Raw genomic sequence first — 18223 nt, forward strand, 5'->3', positions numbered from 1 at the left:
AATGGTTAATTGTTTATTTCTTTTAAAAGAGGCCAAAAGAGGAACTTTCGGCCTCTGTCTATATTACTTAATCCAGATTAGAAATTTGTCCACAAGCTACCGGTAAAGTGGCGTTGTAGGCTCCTTCTACATCACGTCCGTGAACTACTACAGAAAGATCTTCCCAAGAAAGGTCCATTCCTGTTATGTCAAATGTTCTCTCGTATGTATAAAATCCGGATGCATTGGCCATAGGGAATGAATCGTCTTCATTACTAAGGGCTAGTTTCACACCACCATAATAAGGCAATCCTTCTTCCAGGCTGATGAAACCATCTTCGTCTTCATCTGCCTCTGCTGGTGGGCAGGTAGAGTTAGTTCCATTATCAAATCCATGAAGATGTTGGGCATGTTGTTGGTTTGGTGTAACACCTGCAGCTAAAACTGTTGCTTTAACCATATTACCCTGTACTTCAAGGTACGTTAGCGCTTTGGAATTACTGTCATTTAGAGGGAAAGCACATGTAGAATAGATTTCTGTTTCAGATTCTGGATCCTGGAAGATCGGTGCGGAATCATCACCACATCCTTCACCTTCTCTAAAGTGCCAGTAATCTAGATTGTCTTCACCATCAAAGAAGGTTCTAACCACATCATCAGTAATGTCTCCTACTCTAATTACTCTTTCTGTAACCTCTCCATATTCATCAGAGGATTTTAAAGTGATCTCAAAGTAGTAGTTATCTTCTCCTTCCTTATCCGGTAGTGCAAAACATAGTGGCTCTGCATAGAAATCTCCGTTTTCATAATAACCGGTTTCATTAGAAACGTTGGTATAAAGCGGAGTTCCTGCGGCACTGGTTCCAGACCAAACGCTCACGCTATATTCTGCTGGATAGTGTCTTCCTGAAGGTGGGCAATAGTTACCGAAAATACAGAATTCAATCGCTTCATTGGTATCTATATCAAAGAATTGATATCCATATTCATTTACATCTCTATCATCATAACATAATACAGAAACATCAACATATTTTTTAACGCCAGCACCTAAGTTGATAGATAACGGTAATGGATTATCAATAAAGTCTGCTAAAACTCCACCTTTTGGAGAAACCCAAATAAGTTCTCCTGAAGCATTATACACCATGAAATGATCTAAGGAATAGGTCCCGGGTGTCAATTCTAATTCCGGCACTTCTTCAGTAAACACCTGACCGGCAACAAGGTCAACTCTAAAAGGATCATCAGTTGATCCCACTACAGCACTTCCTCCTTGAGAAAGAACTATTTCTACATAGGCTGGAGTATCATCTGTACATTGAGGTAAATCATCTGTTGTGGATTGCTTGTTTCCACTGGTTTTAGCAAGGTCATTTACGATTGCGCCAAAGGACAGACTGGCTTTTTCAGTACCATCCTCAGGGACAGTACTTTCATCTTTACTACATGACGTAAAGACTAATGCAATCATTGCAATTAAACATAAGTAGCTTGAAAGTGTTTTCATAACATTTTTTGGTTTAGATTAATATTTAGAATGGTTAATTAATTACAGTTTTTTGTTTTTAAGCCTCTGGATTAACCGGGGCATTATTATTCCTTTTCGGGGATTTATTTCCCCGAAAAGGAATTAGGTTTATTAATTACATACTCCTCCATGAACTATAAGATAGAAAGGTGCTTCTACATCATAATTATGTGGCTTGGTGGAATTCTCTGCGTTATAGTTATAGTTAAACTGTCCTGGTGCACGTTTGTCTGGCCATCCATCTTCGGAAATCCAAATGTGTGAACCATCAATAGTAACTCCATCATTCAGAATAATTTGTACTGTAACTCCGTCATCTCCCAGTACAAGCTGAACAATTCCTGCTTGCCATCCTTTGGAAGTATCATTCTGACCGGCTCCAGCATAGAATGGGAATTCCCAGGTATTATCTCCAACGAAATAATCTTCTTCGAAGCCTACACCGTCAACATAAAGTCCCCATCCCCAGTTATTTCCATTATAACCAAGTGCGTCATCATTCAATTCCTGATCACCGAACATATATGCTGTATCACAGCCCATTCCCATTTCTGGACACTCTTCATTCATTTCACTGGCTTGGTCTGGACATAAGTCACAAACATCTCCCCATGCATCTGCGTCGCGGTTATCCTGATCAGGGTTTGACGTATTTGGACAGTTATCATCATCGTCACAAATTCCGTCACCATCAGAATCTCCTCCTCTGGCATCACATGGATTGTCACCTCCCGGAGTATCATCACATACGTTTCCTATTCCGTCATTATCGGTATCTTCCTGATACTGGTTAGCATCATTAGGACAGTTGTCATCGTCATCACAAATTCCGTCACCATCAGAGTCTCCTCCTTTTGCAGCACAAGGCTCGTCTCCATCAGGAGTATCGTCACAAACGTTTCCTATACCATCCTGGTCATTATCTGCCTGATCTGGGTTAGGAACTGCCGGACAATTATCATCATTGTCACAAACCCCGTCACCATCACCATCAGGACATGGAGTATCGTCACAATTGAATCTCAAGTGTTCGAAGTTGACTTTATCCTCTCCATCGAAATTATCAATGACATCCTGAGCGGTCAATACTCCTGAAATTACTGTGTTAGGCGCAACTGTACCATAGTTACCGGGCCAGTCTAATAATGTAACCTCATAGTATAAATAAGCTTCGTTTAGATCTGCATTTGCAGGCAATACGAAACATGCAGGTTCTGCGAAGTAATCCCCAACATTGTTTTGACCGGTTACTGGAGTTTCGGAAGTGTAAAGTGGAGTTCCGGTATTATCTGTACCTAACCAAATGTTTACACTATAATTTGCGGTGTAATGTCTTCCGTCGCCATCTGGTGGACAATAATTTGCAAAGAAGCAAAATTCAAATGCCTTATTGGCATCAAGCTCAAAGAATAAATAACCGTATTGGTTTACATCTCTATCATCATAACATAATACAGATACATCAACATATTTCTTAACTCCGGCCTCTAAATTGATGCTCAAAGGAAGTGGAAAATCGACAAAATCTGCCATCACTCCTCCTTTAGGAGCGATCCAGATTAAATCTCCACTGGAGTTATAAACTGAAAAATGCTCAAGACTATAAGTCCCCGGTTCTAGTTCAAGTTCAGGAACTTCTTTGGTGAACACCTGTCCTGCTACCAAATCTACCTGGAAAGGTGAATCAAGCGCACCAACTACTTCACTCTCTCCCTGCATTAAAACTATGTGAACATAGGCAGGCGCATCATCTGTACATTCGGGAATGTCGCCAAGATCTGTTTGTTTATTGGCAGATTTATTGGCTAGATCCTGCACTATCGCCCCAAAAGATAGTGTGGCTTTTTCATCAGTAGGATCTACATTATTTTCATCTTTGCTACAGGCAAAGAATAACAATGCGAATACCCCCATAAACGCAATAAAAAACTTAAATTTCTTCATAATTGAAAAGGTTTTTGATTAATATATTTAGAATGGTTAATAAATTTTCTTTTATATAAATCAGAAAAAAATGGGGGTTAGATTATTCGATTTTACACGTTGTTTAAATGTAGGATTTATCTGAGCCTGGCCCAATGGGGGAAATCCCTTAATTCTCATTGTTTCTTATATTTCTATCATATTATTATTTAAAGCAAAAACGATGCTCTCCACAATGGTTCCTGAGTGAGTTCGTTTTATAATATTAGATCTGTGTTTTTCTATTGTTTTAGGAGATATACATAAGGCTTCTGAAATCTCCTTGGTCTTATATCCTTTACAAAGCAGGCTTATCACCTCTTTTTCTCTTTTGGTGAATTCACACTCTTCTACGCTACCTTGTGGTGTGGAAAAATAATTTTCGGTTTCTATAGAAGAAGAGCCAATTTCTTCGTTCACTGGCAATTCCTTTCCAGTAAAATTGATCATCATCACCATTTGTCCGCTTAATGCCTTATCCAGTTTTGAAAAAGAAATTTTCGCTTCCCGGAGTTTACCATTCATAGAAATTGAGGTAGTGGTGGAAGCCTTCATATGCTTTCCTTTTAGAAATTTGCGTAGGGTTTCCTTAACCTTGTATTTATTTTTATCCTTTACGAGGTCTGTAAGTCGTAATTGACAGTTTTTGGTGATAAAAAAATCTTTTTTAAAGGCATCGTTCATTGCGATTATCTTTTCATCCTGTAATAATACCACAGGGTTTTTGAGAAGATTGAAGAGGCCCATGAATGAATCCCTCCAGTAATTGGTCATGCATTTTTTTAATTTTATGACATTATCAATTTCCTGGAAAAGAGAATTTGACTCCGATTTCTGGAAGAAGAGACCATCTACCTTGTCTTTATATTTTCTCTCCAACAAGGTCTTAGTATCACTATTACCTACTAAGAAGAGAAAGCTTTTATTTAAAAAATGGGTAGATTTAAAATTCTGAAGATTACTTAAACATTCTAAGCTAAAAGATCCGCCATCAATTAGAATTACATCAGGGAGATAACTCAGAGCTAAGGTATATCCAGCATGGATATTTTTTACAGTAGTTATTTCATAATAAGTACCTGCTTCATCTTCAAACTTTGAAAAAAGATCAGGACTTTTAGTAATTAGGAGTAATTGTTTCTTTTCCATATTGGTCAACCATTTTTTCACAACATTTTTCCTCTCAGAAATGTCTTTTCTCGAACACACTAAAAAGGGTTGGTTTTAGCTAAAAATATGAGGGCTATCCCCCATGTTTCTTAGAGTAAAGATATATCTTCTAAAGTAAATTTAATCCTAATTTTACGTGCTATTAGCCTGACATTTAATTAGTTAAAAATGCATTTCATCGTAGATTTTATGTTTATTTATCAAAAAAATGGTATTTCATCGAGGGTTTTAAGAAAAAATTGTCAGGAAAAATGTTTTGATTTGTAAGAATAGTTAGGAAGCCTATTCCAGCACTCCCATGCTTTATTAATTTGTACAGTTTCAGTACATTTGCCCTCTTGAATTATTTTATGACAGGTACTGAAGAAAATATTGAAATATTAGGAGCACGGGTTCATAATCTTAAGAACATCGATGTCAAAATTCCCAGGGAAAAACTGGTCGTTATTACCGGTTTATCAGGGTCTGGAAAATCTTCTTTGGCTTTTGATACTATTTATGCAGAAGGTCAACGCAGGTATATTGAAACCTTTTCAGCATACGCCCGGCAGTTTCTGGGAGGTCTGGAACGTCCTGATGTTGATAAGATAGACGGACTTTCCCCTGTTATTGCTATAGAACAAAAGACAACCAGTAAAAGCCCACGAAGTACGGTAGGTACCATTACAGAGATATATGACTTTCTTCGTTTATTATTTGCTCGTGCCAGTGATGCTTATAGCTACAATACAGGAGAAAAGATGGTTAGCTATGGTGACGCACAGATCAAGGACCTTATTATAGAAAAGTTCAAGGATCAGCGGGTAAATATTCTTGCCCCGGTTGTACGCGCCCGAAAAGGTCATTATAGAGAACTATTTGAGCAAATCGCCAAACAAGGTTTCGTGAAGGTAAGAGTCAATGGCGAAATAAGGGATATCGTAAAAGGGATGAAACTTGACCGGTACAAGACTCATGATATAGAGATCGTGATCGATCGGTTGAAGATCTCATCAGAAGAGGAAAACGGAAACCGTCTTAACGAGAGTATCAAAACGGCTATGTATCACGGCGATGATGTGTTAATGATCTTGAATCAGGACACAGACGAACTAAAATACTTCAGTAGAAACCTCATGTGTCCAACCACCGGGATTTCATACCCAAATCCAGAACCTAATAATTTCTCATTTAACTCTCCTAAGGGTGCCTGCCCGGTTTGTAACGGGATAGGAACCTTGCATAAGGTGAATCCTGACAAAATAATCCCAGACAGGTCCTTAAGTATAAAGAAAGGCGCGCTCGCACCTCATGGTCCTCAAAAAAAGAACTGGATCTTCAAACAACTGGAATTGATAGCAGAACGTTTTGAATTCTCCTTAAATGATCCGATAAAAAGCATTCCGCAGGAAGCCCTGGAAATGATACTGTTTGGCGGAAATGAAAAATTCACTAAAGAGTCGAAAACACTTGGAATTACCAGGGATTTCAAGATAGATTTTGAAGGAGTTGCCAGCTTTATTGAGGAAACCTATAATAAGAACGAATCCACCTCTCTTAGGCGTTGGGCCAAAGAGTACATGGACAAGATCACCTGCCCGGAATGTAACGGCAGCCGATTAAAGAAGGAATCTTTGTACTTCAAGATCAATGAAAAAAATATTGCTGAACTTTCTCAAAAGGATATCGTAGACCTGGCGCAGTGGTTTGATGAACTGGAGCCCGAACTTTCAGAAAAGCAAAAAAAGATAGCTTCTGAAGTTATTAAAGAAATTAAAGTCCGGTTACAGTTTTTAGTAGACGTAGGTTTAAATTACCTGTCCTTAAATCGCGGTTCAAAAACCCTTTCCGGAGGGGAAGCACAGCGAATAAGACTGGCAACACAAATTGGTTCACAACTGGTAGGTGTCCTTTATATTTTGGACGAACCTAGTATTGGACTACACCAAAGGGACAATGAAAAGCTTATCAATTCTCTTGTTTCACTTCGGAATTTAGGGAACTCGGTAATTGTGGTAGAACACGATAAAGATATGATCGAACGAGCCGACCATGTTATCGATATTGGTCCTGAAGCCGGAAGACATGGCGGGGAGATCATAAGCGAAGGTACTCCTGAAGAGATCAAGAAGCATAATACAATTACTGCCAATTACCTTAACGGAACCATGAAAATCGAAGTTCCGAAGAAAAGAAGAAAAGGGAATGGCAAAAGCATCCAGCTTACTGGTGCCACCGGAAATAATCTGAAAAATGTATCGGTGACTATTCCTCTTGGAAAAATGATCGCGGTCACGGGCGTTTCGGGAAGTGGAAAATCCACCCTTATCAATGAGACCCTCTACCCTATCATGAACGCTTATTATTTTAACGGGGTTAAAGAACCTATGCCTTATAAAAAGATAAAAGGCCTGGAGCATATTGATAAGGTCATCGATATTAACCAAACCCCAATCGGAAGAACCCCACGTTCCAACCCGGCAACTTATACCGGAGTATTTTCAGAAGTAAGAAGCCTGTTTGCGAAAACGCCCGAAGCAATGATTCGGGGGTACAAACCCGGTAGATTTAGCTTTAATGTCAAAGGTGGGCGTTGTGAAACCTGCAAAGGCGGTGGGCTTCGAGTTATAGAAATGAACTTTTTGCCCGACGTTTATGTAGAATGTGAAACCTGCCAGGGCAAAAGATTCAATCGGGAAACCCTCGAGATAAGGTATAAAGGTAAGTCCATTTCAGACGTCCTTGAAATGACAATTAACGAAGCTACCGTGTTCTTCGAGAACATTCCGAAGATATACCGAAAACTAAAGACCATTAAGGATGTTGGTCTTGGATATATCACGCTAGGGCAACAGAGTACAACCTTATCAGGAGGGGAAGCACAACGTATCAAACTGGCTACAGAACTCTCTAAAAGGGATACCGGGAACACTTTTTACATCCTGGATGAACCCACCACAGGACTTCATTTTGAAGACATCAGGGTACTAATGGAAGTGCTTAACAAATTGACCAATAAAGGGAATACAGTTGTTATTATAGAGCACAATCTTGATGTGGTGAAAATGGCCGACCACATCATTGACATTGGTTATGAGGGAGGTAAGCACGGTGGAGAGGTTGTTGCTACCGGAACACCTGAAGAAGTTGCAAAACATAAAAAAAGCTACACCGCACAGTTTTTACAAAAAGAACTACTTTAGCGGTAATTTGAAATATTATATGAGAACAGAAACGCGTACTAAAAGCTGGAATGAAATTAAGACAAACGACTCCTGGGCCATCTTTAAGATCATGGGAGAATTTGTTAACGGATATGAGAAATTAAGTCAAATTGGACCCTGTGTTTCCATCTTTGGGTCGGCGAGAACAAAGCCTGACAATCCATATTATAAACTTACAGAGGATGTTGCCAAGAAGATCGTAGAACACGGCTACGGGATTATTACCGGGGGTGGTCCGGGAGTAATGGAAGCCGGAAACAAAGGAGCTCATCTCGCGGGAGGTACTTCAGTAGGACTAAACATTCACCTGCCCTTTGAGCAACATGATAATCCATATATCGACAGCGACAAGAATATCAATTTTGATTACTTCTTTGTTCGTAAGGTTATGTTCGTGAAATATTCACAGGGATTCGTAGTAATGCCGGGTGGTTTCGGAACTTTAGATGAGTTATTTGAAGCGATCACCCTGATCCAGACAAACAAGATCGATAAATTTCCAATTATCCTGGTAGGTCGTGATTTCTGGAGCGGATTAATTGATTGGGTGCGTACAACTTTACTTGACAGTTTTCAAAATATTAGTGCCGGTGACATGGATATTGTACAGGTAGTAGATACTGCAGATGAGGTAATTGAGATTCTTGACAAGTTCTACGATGAATATAATTTGAGTCCAAACTTCTAATTTTTAGAAGTGATAACTATTAAAGGTGCTTTTTTAAAAGCACCTTTTTTTTATCCCATTACCCACCTCTATTGTAATGTTACAAGTACTAAAATATTACTAATAAGCCTTATATTTACTGAGTAAAACAATATCTTGACCCCTTAAATGAAATTATTGTCCAACTCTACTCTACCCATTAAAAACCTTGACTAAAAAAATTCTTTTTGGAGTTTTCTTTGCTTTCCTGTGCGGTTCAACTTATGGGCAACAATATTCCTTTATTAAAGCCGAACTGAACGATACCATTAAGTCACTTTATGTGCAGCAACGTATTGAATACAGGAATTTAAGTTCAGATACACTTTACGAGATATATCTCAATGATTGGATGTCCGCTTTCTCTAATAAGAGAACGCCTTTGGCTCGTCGTTTTTATGAGGATTATGACAGAAATTTTCATTTTGCCAGTCAGGAGAAACGTGGAGCCACAACGATCAATTCCATATTAAACCCTGATTTGGAAAGCATATCCTGGAACAGGCTTCTTGAAAATCCAGATATCATCAAGATAGTTCCGGCTTCTCCAATTGCTCCCGGAGAAAAATATGTTTTCAATCTCAATTACAGTGTCAAGATCCCTGGTGAAGATTTTACGCGTTATGGTTTCTCAAAAAACGGATATAAGTTAAAATACTGGTACCTCACTCCGGGGGTATATAAAGATGGCTGGCAGGTTTATAGTCATAAGAATATGAATGACTATTATATTCCTAAAATGGAACTGGAGATACAACTAAGCTTCCCCGCCAAATATGCCGCTATATCTCCTTTGAGCACAGAAGAGGTTAAATCTCAAAATGAGCATAAAACCGTAATTTTAAGAGGAAGCGAGCGACTGGAAACTGAACTCTTTCTCACCGAGAATTATGTTTTTGAAGATTTTGAGACAGACAGCCTTCACGTTATTACCAATATGAACGATGATGGGATAAGCCCGGTTCTAAAATCTATGTTCATTAAAAGGATCACGGCTTATCTTCAGGATAATCTCGGGAAATATCCGCATGATAAGATCTTATCTACCCAGGAACAGTATTCTGCTAATCCAGTGTACGGTCTAAACCAATTACCAAAATTTCTAAGGCCTTTCCCAGAAGGCTTCAACTATGATCTAAAGCAATTTAAAACCATAACCCAGAGTTACCTTCAAAATACATTGATGCTTAATCCAAGGAAAGATAACTGGGTATACGATGCGATCCAGACCTATTTGATGATGGATTACATTAAAACGAATTATCCTGATCTAAAAGTAATAGGAAAATTAAGTGATGTTTTTGGAATAAGATGGTTTCATGCGGCAGATCTTGATTTTAACTCTCAATACTCTTTGCTGTATCTGTACGTGGCGAGACAGAACCTGGATCAAGCACTTTCTACGCCTCAGGATTCTCTAAGCAAATTCAATAAAAACCTGGGTAACCCCTATAAGGCCGGTGTGGGCTTGAAATATCTGGAACATTTTCTGGAGGATAAGACAGTCAAATATTCTATTAAGGATTTTTATCAAAATTATAAATTACGTTCTACAAGTTCTCATGATTTTGAAATCCTTCTGAAAAGAAATTCAGGAAAAGATATAGACTGGTTCTTTGAAGATTATGTGAACAGCCGGGAAAAAATTGATTTCAGGATCAGGAGTGTAAAGAAAGAGGGAGATTCCTTAAAAGTAACTATTAAGAACCGCACAGAAAACGGAATGCCGGTTTCTCTCTACGGACTTAACGACGGCAAAGTTGTCTACAAAACTTGGGTGGAACATGCTCAGAAATCAAAAACGGTGACCATTCCGGCAAAAAGAATTGACAAACTGGCCCTTAATTATGAAGCAGAAATCCCTGAACTAAATCAGCGAAATAATTACAAGTCAGTAACCGGGCTTATTAATAAACCAATACAATTCCGGTTATTAAAGGATGTTGAAGACCCCGGTTATACTCAGCTCTTCTTTATGCCAGATTTTGAATATAACCTGTACGACGGCCCTTCGATTGGAGCAAAGGTCTATAATGCCACATTTCTACAGAAGAATTTTGAATTTGAAATTGCTCCCCTTTACGGACTGAATAGTCAAACTATAGTAGGTAGCGCTGCATTTTCCCATCAGATATTCCTTGAAGACCAACGCCTCTACTCTGTAAGATATGGCGCGAGCGGTAGTCGTTTTTCTTATGGCTATAATCTCTTTTATGAGAGAGTAACTCCATACCTGTCACTTTCCTTTAGAAATTCATTGATGCGAAACAGTAAAAAGGAGTATTTCCTGGTTAGGAATGTGAATGTAAATCGAGATCAAAATCTTGAAAATCCTTTGGAAGTACCAGATTACAGCGTATTTAACTTAAAATACTCTTATAACAATCCCGGCCTGGTAGAATATGTAAAAGGACTTGTGGATTTCCAGGTGGCAGAAAAATTCGCTAAATCCTCATTTACCCTGGAATACCGTAAACTTCTTAAAAATGACCGGCAGGTAAACGTCCGATTCTTTGGAGGAGCATTCCTCTATAATGACCTTCCGGATTCTGATTATTTTAGTTTTGCCTTAGATCGCCCTACAGATTACCTGTACGATTATAATTACTACGGAAGAAGTGAAACCAGCGGACTCTTCAGTCAGCAGATCATCATGGCTGAAGGTGGCTTTAAATCTGTTCTAGAACCTAAATTCGCCAATCAGTGGATCACCACGGTAAACGGAAGCACCACTATCTGGAAATGGATCTACGCTTACGCAGATGTCGGATTGGTGAAAAACAAGAATCATTCAGCCAAATTTCTGTATGATTCAGGAATCAGAGCGAGTATCATCCAGGATTATTTTGAGATCTTCTTCCCCGTATATTCGAGTAACGGATGGGAATTCAAGGACGGTAACTATGACCAGAAAATCCGATTTATCGCTACTCTTGATATCAAAACACTTGTAGGAATATTCACAAGAGAATGGCTATAGTTTTTAAGCACCCTTAAACGAATTCCTGAATTTACGTATTTTTAAAGAAAAGTAGATTTTACTCAAATGATTACGAATCTTTCATTTGAATTACACTTCTGGTCTTAAAAATATAATTTAATCGCTTTTTTTTGAATTGTAATTAATCATTGTTTTTTTTACATTTGTGCATATATAAAATCAATATTTATGCAAAGCGAAACCTCCTCAAAAAGTGCTATTTCATTTGAAGATTTCAAAACCCAAGTTCTTGAAGATTATAAGCTTGCGGTAACAAGTCGGGAATGCAGCCTCTTAGGAAGAAGGGAAGTTTTAACCGGGAAAGCTAAGTTTGGTATTTTTGGTGATGGAAAAGAAGTTCCGCAGCTAGCCTGGGCAAAGGTTTTCCAAAACGGGGATTTCAGATCAGGATACTACAGGGATCAGACTTTTATGATGGCCATTGGCGCTCTAAATATTCAACAGTTCTTCGCCGGACTTTACGCTACCACAGATATAAATCAGGAACCTAGTTCTGCCGGGAGACAAATGGGTGGACATTTCGCGACTCACAGTCTTCAGGAAGACGGTACCTGGAAAAACCTTACCCAACAAAAGAATTCAAGTGCCGACATCTCTCCTACCGCAGGACAGATGCCAAGGCTTCTTGGACTTGCCCAGGCTTCGAAGATCTATAGAAATGTAGAGGGAATTGATGCTGAGAACTTCTCAAAGAACGGTAATGAGATCGCCTGGGGAACTATTGGTAATGCCAGTACAAGTGAAGGCCTTTTCTGGGAAACCATTAATGCCGCCGGAGTTTTACAGGTGCCAATGGTGATGAATGTTTGGGATGATGAATATGGAATTTCAGTTCACGCAAGGCATCAAACCACGAAAGAAAGCATCTCTGAGGTTCTAAAAGGCTTCCAGAGAGATGAAGATAAAAATAACGGGTATGAGATCTTTACCGTAAACGGTTGGGACTACCCTACTCTTATTGAGACCTATGAAAAGGCAAGTAAAATTGCGCGTGAGACCCACACTCCGGTTTTGATCCACGTGAAGGAACTTACACAGCCACAAGGGCACTCTACTTCAGGTTCTCACGAACGTTATAAAAGTGAAGAGCGCCTGCAATGGGAAAGAGAACACGATTGTAATGTGAAGATGCGTGAATGGATGATCTCCGGAAACATCGCAACCGAGGAAGAACTTCAGGAGATCGAAAAAGATATTAAGAAACAGGTTCGCGATGGCAAGAAAGCTGCCTGGGAAGCTCATGTTTCTCCTGTAAAACAAAGACACCAGGAAGTTTTACCATTACTTGAAAAAACGGCTGCTTCTAGTTCTAACAAAACTTTCATACTTCAGTTAAAGAAAGAGCTGGCAGATATTAAAGAACCACTTAAAAAAGATCTTTTATCTACCGCTCGTAAGGCTTTGAGATATTTGATCGGGGAAGAATCAGATGCAAAAACCGCATTGATCAACTGGATTGATTCTTATACCGAAGCGGTACAACCTGAATACAGCAGCCACTTATACAGTAATTCAAAATACAACGCGCTGAAAATTGAAGGTGTTGAGCCTACTTATGACGAAAACGCTCAGGAAGTGGACGGGAGATTGGTACTCAGAGATAACTTTGACACCATCTTCGGAAAATATCCCGAAACTTTGATCTTTGGAGAAGATACAGGAGAGATCGGTGATGTGAACCAGGGACTGGAAGGGCTTCAGGAAAAATACGGGGAGTTGCGTATTGCCGATACCGGAATTAGAGAAGCAACTATTTTAGGTCAGGGAATTGGAATGGCCATGAGAGGACTTCGCCCTATCGCCGAGATCCAGTACCTCGATTACCTGTTATACGCCTTGCAGATCATGAGTGATGATCTCGCCACGCTGCAATACAGAACTGCCGGAAAACAAAAAGCTCCACTAATTGTTAGAACCCGTGGTCACAGACTCGAAGGGATCTGGCATAGTGGTTCTCCAATGGGAGGAATTCTCAATTTAATACGAGGTATCCATGTTTTGGTTCCCCGAAACATGACAAAAGCGGCAGGATTTTACAACACTTTACTGGAAAGCGACGAACCAGCCCTGATAGTAGAAAGCTTAAACGGATACCGACTTAAAGAAAAAATGCCGACCAACCTTGGTGAATTCAAAACACCGATCGGGGTTGTGGAAACCGTAAAGGAAGGATCAGATATCACACTTGTTTCCTACGGATCTACTTTAAGATTGGTAGAGCAGGCTGCAAAAGAACTTTTAGAGGTCGGAATAGACGCAGAAGTTATAGACGTTCAGTCTCTGCTTCCGTTTGACCTTAACCACGACATCGTGAAAAGTGTTGCCAAAACAAATAGATTATTAGTGATTGACGAGGACGTTCCGGGTGGTGCTTCGGCATTCATCCTTCAGAATATTCTTGATGAGCAGAACGCCTGGAGATACCTTGACAGCAAGCCTCAAACTCTGGCAGCAAGGGAACACCGCCCTGCTTACGGAACAGATGGAGATTACTTCTCTAAACCTTCTGCGGAAGACATCTTTGAAAAAACGTACGGGATCATGCACGAATCAAATCCTGCAAAATATCCTAAGTTCAAGTAAAAGTTCAATAAAACTGAAAAAGCCACGGATTTTCATTCGTGGCTTTTTTATTTTATCACATTTAAAATCAGATTCTACATCCACTCTTTTGAGGTGGATTCTATCTTATAAAGCAGGTAGTTTATCAATGGCTGTACTTCTGAAATGCGGAGTACCGGAAACCTAATATCTCCAGCAGCCGAATGAAAAGTCAGATTTACAAGCCCCCTCCTTTTATACCAAATTGGCTGTTGAATCGAAATAGATTGCAATCGGTACATTTCAATATATTGTTGTCGCCGATTCCATATTCCGGAATATTTCACCAGAAATTCATCTGAAACCGAAAGCTTCAGTCTTCTGTAATAGAAAAAATTGTAAACTGTCAATAAAACCACATAAAGACTTAAAATTCCTCCAATGAAAGCAAAAGACAGCATCTCCTGATAAAAATAAGCTGCGAGAAGCCCTATTACCGCCGGAATCATTCCGCGGGAAATTTTCCGAAGCAAATAGATCTTATGAGGCACGAGAAATGTTTTTTCCGTCACCTCTGTTTTAAAGAAAAAATCTTTGACCTCGCTAATGATGTTTGGTGGTAAACCCGGAATCTTGATCTGACTCTTCTTGAGATCATTCTCACTACTGGCAAGTGAAAGTTTCAATTGATAAAGATCCAGCCATTGCTGCAAAGGATTGGTGACAACCTCAAAAAGCTGAACCCGGTTCTCCTTTAAACTGACCCTGGTATTTGTACGCAGCCCCATTTCTACCTGCAAGGCATCGCTGTACCTTTTAAGATTAAGATCATAATATTTGATGACTGTTTCGGCAATTGTAATGAACATCCCGATCAACAGCAGTATCAATATGAACACCAAGGATCCTGTTCCCACAAAGCTTTGATTGGGGATCTCGATGGGAAGTGTATCCTCTAACATGAATTGCTCTCGCAGAGTAAAATAGAAAGTAATGATAATGGCTACCCCGCGAAGGTAATTTGAGGTTAGCCCTAGTTTAAGAAGCGTAGGAACACCTACCTTAAAGTGCCATTTTGGAGTACGATTATTTGTTCCAGGTATTTCATCTTCGGAAGTTTCTTCAACTTCTTCAGAATGTTTTAAACTCATTAGCTGTTCAGAAAGTTCATTTGCTTTATCCTGCGAAAGGGCTTTTATCTCGACTTCCTTCTGTTGACTACCCGCAGTTTCAATAACAATGCTGTACACTCCTATCACTCGCTGTAAAAGGTTCCGCTTGAAATTAACCTGCTGGATCTTTGAGAACGGTACATTTATAACATCTGATGAAAAAACCCCTTTTTGGAGAACGAACTCCCTGTTTTCCTGATCAATATGAAATTTGAATTTAAAAAAGGCCGCAATACTGTAAAGAAGACTTAGAAAAAGTACCACGATCACCCCAAGAGTTGCAAGTAACAAAGTGCGCTGACTTACTTCCCTTACCAGGAAATAAACAATGATCACCCAAAGGTTTCGTACCAGGTGATACAATACGGTAGTAAAGATCAGAATGAGTCCGATTCCAGACTGGCGCTGAGGTTTGGAGAAATCGTATTCAGGCATGCCTGGCTATCCTTTCTGAAATTTCTTCTTTTAGGGAAGTCGCTATACCAGGTTTTAGACCGGGAATATTTACATCACTTCCCGAGCCACCTGCCGTAAAGACCTTAAGTGTGGAAAGATTCAAAAACTTATCCAATAAGGATCTTTCTACAGATACATGCTGAACCCTGTCAAAAGGTACAACTGTCGTCTTTTCAAATAAAAATCCACGTTTATAAATAATGTCCAGTTCCCTCAAGGAATAACCATTTCGTTTCATTAGCTGAAAGTTGGTAAAGAAAGACCAGCCAATAATCACTAAAAATACACCTCCACCAAGAAATACATAAAATGGAAAATCGGATAGGAAAAAATAAACCACGGCCAGAATCGCGCTAAATACCAGTAAAGAGATCAGGGTATTGATATTCCTTTTTAAAAGGTAATTGGGAGCTAATGAAGTAAGCCCGGCCTCCTCATATCGAGGAAGCGAAGCTACTTCTATTGATAAATTCGAAAATTTGTCTTCTGCTATGGAATCCATTTCTTTTCAAAATTCGGTTTTCTCTTCTCAAGGAATGCGTTTCTACCTTCCTTGGCTTCATCGGTCATATAAGCCAGACGGGTCGCTTCCCCTGCAAAAACCTGTTGCCCAACCATACCGTCGTCGGTAAGGTTCATAGCAAATTTCAGCATTTTAATGGAAGTTGGGGATTTTGCAAGTATCTCCTGTGCCCATTCATAAGCAGTATCCTCCAATTCGTCATGAGGGATCACGGCATTCACCATTCCCATTTCAAAAGCTTCCTGTGCAGAATAATTCCGGCCCAGGAAAAAGATCTCACGGGCCTTTTTCTGTCCTACCATTTTTGCGAGGTAGGCAGAGCCATATCCACCATCAAAACTGGTCACATCGGCATCGGTTTGCTTGAAGATCGCGTGCTCTTTACTGGCAAGAGTAAGGTCACAAACAACGTGAAGACTGTGTCCTCCTCCAACAGCCCATCCCGGAACCACAGCGATCACCGCTTTTGGCATGAACCTGATAAGGCGTTGTACCTCCAGGATATTCAAACGGTGCATTCCGTCATCGCCAACGTAGCCCTGGTGGCCTCTTGCTTTTTGATCCCCGCCGCTGCAAAAGGAATACACTCCGTCTTTGGATGAAGGGCCTTCCGCAGAAAGAAGCACTACTCCAATTGAAGTGTCTTCCTGTGCGTCATAAAAAGCATCATATAATTCACTGGTGGTCTTTGGTCTGAAGGCGTTGCGTACATCCGGCCTATTGAATGCGATCCTGGCCACACCGTTACATTTCTTGTAGGTAATGTCCTCGTATTCTTTTACCGTTTTATAATTCGCTTTACTCATAATTCTTATTTTTACGTAAAAATAGGCCTTTTCTAATATTATGACCATGAAAAAATACTTGATTTCCTTCGGGATCTTACTTGCCGCCAATTTCACCCAGGCTCAGGAATACAAATTTGAAACCGTTACAGATGTTGAATACACCCCGGTGATCAGCCAGGGAAGAACCGGAACCTGCTGGAGTTTCTCAACTTCATCTTTCCTGGAATCTGAGATCTTACGGGAAACAGGCAAACAAATTGACCTTTCTGAAATGTATAATGTGCGCCACACGTATCCTGTTAAAGCTGAAAATTATGTGATGCGACAAGGGAAAGCCCAGTTCAGTGAAGGCGGACTTGCACATGACGTAATGAATTCGGTTGCTAAAAACGGACTCGTGCCACAATCGGTTTATTCGGGGTTGGATCAAGGGGAAGACATGCACAACCATGCTGAAATGGTAGCGGTACTAACTTCTATGCTGAACACCTATATCGATCAACCTTCAGGGCAATTATCAGCCGATTGGAAAGATGCTGTAAATGCAGTTCTGGATGTTTATTTAGGTGCTCCGGTTAACGAATTCACTTACGAAGGAAAAACATATACGCCTCAAAGTTTCCTTGAAATGACCGGAATTGATCCGAAAGATTATGTCACAATTACTTCCTTTAAAGATCAGCCAGATTATTCTCAGTTCATTTTAAACATCCCAGATAATTTCTCTAACGGAAGTTTCTACAATGTCCCGCTAGAAGATTTCATGGCGACCATCGATTATGCATTAGAAGATGGTTATTCTGTAGAACTGGATGTAGATGTGAGCGAGGACACCTTTTCAGGGAAAGCGGGAGTAGCTGTCATTCCGGCAAATCCTTCCGACGCAAAGTCCGCTTTAAAAAGTATTAAGCCAGAAAAGGAGATCACCCCTGAACTCAGACTTCAGGAATTTCAGAATTACAGCACTACAGATGATCACCTGATGCATATCACCGGGATCGTAAAAGATCAAAAAGGCAATAAATATTACAAAGTGAAGAATTCCTGGGGTACTTCTAACCACGGAAATGAAGGTTTCGTTTACATGAGCGAGCCTTATTTAAAGTTAAAAGCTATTTCTATCATGGTACACAAGGAGGCAGTTCCTGAAAACATCGCTCAAAATCTGTCGCTTTAATAGTTTTGTACGGT

General features: G+C 39.8%; 11 protein-coding genes. 5 read left to right on the forward strand and 6 right to left on the reverse strand.

Annotated features, from left to right (window positions below):
* Window positions 1–67: 67 nt before the first annotated feature.
* The 3 genes from ACFQ1G_RS03150 to ACFQ1G_RS03160 all read right to left on the reverse strand — a co-directional run bounded on the left by ACFQ1G_RS03150 (window position 68) and on the right by ACFQ1G_RS03160 (window position 4621).
* Entirely contained in the window at window positions 68–1489 is a 1422-nt protein-coding gene (locus ACFQ1G_RS03150; protein WP_380736818.1) for a hypothetical protein, read from the reverse strand.
* Between the two features lie 132 nt (window positions 1490–1621).
* Window positions 1622–3454 carry a hypothetical protein gene (locus tag ACFQ1G_RS03155; protein ID WP_380736819.1) on the reverse strand — a complete coding sequence of 611 codons (1833 nt, stop codon included), beginning with the start codon at window positions 3452–3454 and terminating at the stop codon, window positions 1622–1624.
* 165 nt (window positions 3455–3619) lie between these two features.
* Window positions 3620–4621 (reverse strand): response regulator transcription factor, encoded by a 1002-nt coding sequence (locus ACFQ1G_RS03160; RefSeq protein ID WP_380736820.1) that lies wholly within the window; start codon window positions 4619–4621, stop codon window positions 3620–3622.
* Window positions 4622–4992: 371 nt separating this feature from the next.
* Between ACFQ1G_RS03160 and uvrA the strand changes: the two genes are divergently transcribed.
* The 4 genes from uvrA (at window position 4993) to ACFQ1G_RS03180 (ending at window position 14135) form a co-directional block, all read left to right on the forward strand.
* Window positions 4993–7824 (forward strand): excinuclease ABC subunit UvrA, encoded by a 2832-nt coding sequence (gene uvrA / locus ACFQ1G_RS03165; protein ID WP_380736821.1) that lies wholly within the window; start codon window positions 4993–4995, stop codon window positions 7822–7824.
* A 19-nt stretch (window positions 7825–7843) separates the two neighbouring features.
* The gene (locus ACFQ1G_RS03170) at window positions 7844–8533 is read left to right on the forward strand and encodes an LOG family protein (RefSeq protein ID WP_380736822.1); all 690 of its coding nucleotides are present in this window, start codon (window positions 7844–7846) and stop codon (window positions 8531–8533) included.
* 187 nt (window positions 8534–8720) lie between these two features.
* Entirely contained in the window at window positions 8721–11531 is a 2811-nt protein-coding gene (locus ACFQ1G_RS03175) for a metalloprotease (RefSeq protein WP_380736823.1), read from the forward strand.
* Between the two features lie 189 nt (window positions 11532–11720).
* On the forward strand, window positions 11721–14135 hold the full coding sequence (locus ACFQ1G_RS03180) for an alpha-ketoacid dehydrogenase subunit alpha/beta (RefSeq protein WP_380736824.1): 2415 nt from the start codon (window positions 11721–11723) through the stop codon (window positions 14133–14135).
* A 74-nt stretch (window positions 14136–14209) separates the two neighbouring features.
* Here the strand turns inward: ACFQ1G_RS03180 and ACFQ1G_RS03185 are convergent, their stop codons facing one another.
* From ACFQ1G_RS03185 to ACFQ1G_RS03195, 3 genes are read right to left on the reverse strand one after another with little or no spacing between them, the layout of a single operon-like run.
* Window positions 14210–15700, reverse strand: a complete 1491-nt coding sequence (locus ACFQ1G_RS03185) for a PH domain-containing protein (protein WP_380736825.1) — start codon at window positions 15698–15700, stop codon at window positions 14210–14212.
* Entirely contained in the window at window positions 15693–16223 is a 531-nt protein-coding gene (locus ACFQ1G_RS03190; RefSeq protein ID WP_380736826.1) for a PH domain-containing protein, read from the reverse strand. Before ACFQ1G_RS03190 ends, ACFQ1G_RS03185 begins: the two co-directional genes overlap by 8 nt.
* Window positions 16211–17050, reverse strand: a complete 840-nt coding sequence (locus ACFQ1G_RS03195) for a 1,4-dihydroxy-2-naphthoyl-CoA synthase (RefSeq protein WP_380736827.1) — start codon at window positions 17048–17050, stop codon at window positions 16211–16213. Before ACFQ1G_RS03195 ends, ACFQ1G_RS03190 begins: the two co-directional genes overlap by 13 nt.
* Before the next feature lie 46 nt (window positions 17051–17096).
* Between ACFQ1G_RS03195 and ACFQ1G_RS03200 the strand changes: the two genes are divergently transcribed.
* Window positions 17097–18209, forward strand: coding sequence for a C1 family peptidase (locus ACFQ1G_RS03200; protein WP_380736828.1), 1113 nt, complete (start codon window positions 17097–17099; stop codon window positions 18207–18209).
* The last annotated feature ends 14 nt before the right edge of the window (window positions 18210–18223 follow it).

This window comes from Salinimicrobium gaetbulicola (assembly GCF_042676025.1).
GTDB lineage: Bacteria > Bacteroidota > Bacteroidia > Flavobacteriales > Flavobacteriaceae > Salinimicrobium > Salinimicrobium gaetbulicola.

Coding starts and splice junctions, on each gene's coding strand:
- ACFQ1G_RS03150 (WP_380736818.1), bottom strand. CDS start 1,489: ATGAAAACACTTTCAAGCTACTTATGTTTAATTGCAATGATTGCATTA.
- ACFQ1G_RS03155 (WP_380736819.1), bottom strand. CDS start 3,454: ATGAAGAAATTTAAGTTTTTTATTGCGTTTATGGGGGTATTCGCATTG.
- ACFQ1G_RS03160 (WP_380736820.1), bottom strand. CDS start 4,621: ATGGAAAAGAAACAATTACTCCTAATTACTAAAAGTCCTGATCTTTTT.
- uvrA (WP_380736821.1), top strand. CDS start 4,993: ATGACAGGTACTGAAGAAAATATTGAAATATTAGGAGCACGGGTTCAT.
- ACFQ1G_RS03170 (WP_380736822.1), top strand. CDS start 7,844: ATGAGAACAGAAACGCGTACTAAAAGCTGGAATGAAATTAAGACAAAC.
- ACFQ1G_RS03180 (WP_380736824.1), top strand. CDS start 11,721: ATGCAAAGCGAAACCTCCTCAAAAAGTGCTATTTCATTTGAAGATTTC.
- ACFQ1G_RS03185 (WP_380736825.1), bottom strand. CDS start 15,700: ATGCCTGAATACGATTTCTCCAAACCTCAGCGCCAGTCTGGAATCGGA.
- ACFQ1G_RS03190 (WP_380736826.1), bottom strand. CDS start 16,223: ATGGATTCCATAGCAGAAGACAAATTTTCGAATTTATCAATAGAAGTA.
- ACFQ1G_RS03195 (WP_380736827.1), bottom strand. CDS start 17,050: ATGAGTAAAGCGAATTATAAAACGGTAAAAGAATACGAGGACATTACC.
- ACFQ1G_RS03200 (WP_380736828.1), top strand. CDS start 17,097: ATGAAAAAATACTTGATTTCCTTCGGGATCTTACTTGCCGCCAATTTC.